General features: G+C 65.1%; 1 protein-coding gene. It reads left to right on the forward strand.

The annotated features are described in order from the left end of the window. Positions 1 to 136 precede the first annotated feature (136 nt). Positions 137 to 715 carry an NUDIX domain-containing protein gene (locus EOA28_RS37295; protein WP_127250177.1) on the forward strand — a complete coding sequence of 193 codons (579 nt, stop codon included), beginning with the start codon at positions 137 to 139 and terminating at the stop codon, positions 713 to 715. The last annotated feature ends 117 nt before the right edge of the window (positions 716 to 832 follow it).

Raw genomic sequence — 832 nt, forward strand, 5'->3', positions numbered from 1 at the left:
AGATACCGCTATCTAGGCAGTCGTGGCGCGTCACGCCAGACACGAGCCGGTGAAACTGCCGCTGGACCAGTCGGTTTCCCGGATTGCGTAGAGGCGCTTTCGTCGCTACCCCTTTGCCGCCACCAAGGAGATCGTCATGGAAGATCGCATTCGCATCCGTTCCGAAGAGATCCTTTCGGACGACTGGGCGGTGCTGAAGAAGACAGTGCTCGACTACCGCCGCCGCGACGGGCGGTGGGAGACGCAGATCCGCCAGACCTACGATCGCGGCGACGGCGCGGTGATCCTGCCGTTCGATCCTCGGCGCTCGACCGTGCTCCTGGTGCGGCAGTTCCGCTTCCCGGCTTACGCCGTGGGTCACCGCGAGCCGCTGATCGAGGCCTGCGCCGGCCTGCTCGACGAAAACGATCCCGAAACCGCCATCCGCAAGGAAGCGGAGGAGGAACTGGGTTACCGGTTGAAGGACATCGAGCGGCTGTTCGCGCCATTCATGAGCCCCGGGAGCGTGACGGAGCGGCTCTGGTTCTTCACCGCGCGCTATTCGCCGGCCGATCGCATTTCCGACGGCGGCGGCGCGCCCGAGGAGGGCGAGGACATCGAGGTTCTAGAAATACCACTGGACGAGGCGCTGGCCGCCATTGCCGACGGCCGTATCGTCGACGCCAAGACCATCATCCTGATCCAGCATCTGAAGTTGAACCCGATCGCGCCTTGACGGGGATCACCGCGTCAACGGCTTATTGGCCCATGGCAGGACACTGGCCGGCGGGGCCGCCCGACGCCGGATATCGATAGATGCGCAGCGGCCCCGCAGCGGGGCATTCCGTCAACC

Source organism: Mesorhizobium sp. M2A.F.Ca.ET.067.02.1.1 (genome assembly GCF_004023285.1).
Classification (GTDB): domain Bacteria; phylum Pseudomonadota; class Alphaproteobacteria; order Rhizobiales; family Rhizobiaceae; genus Mesorhizobium.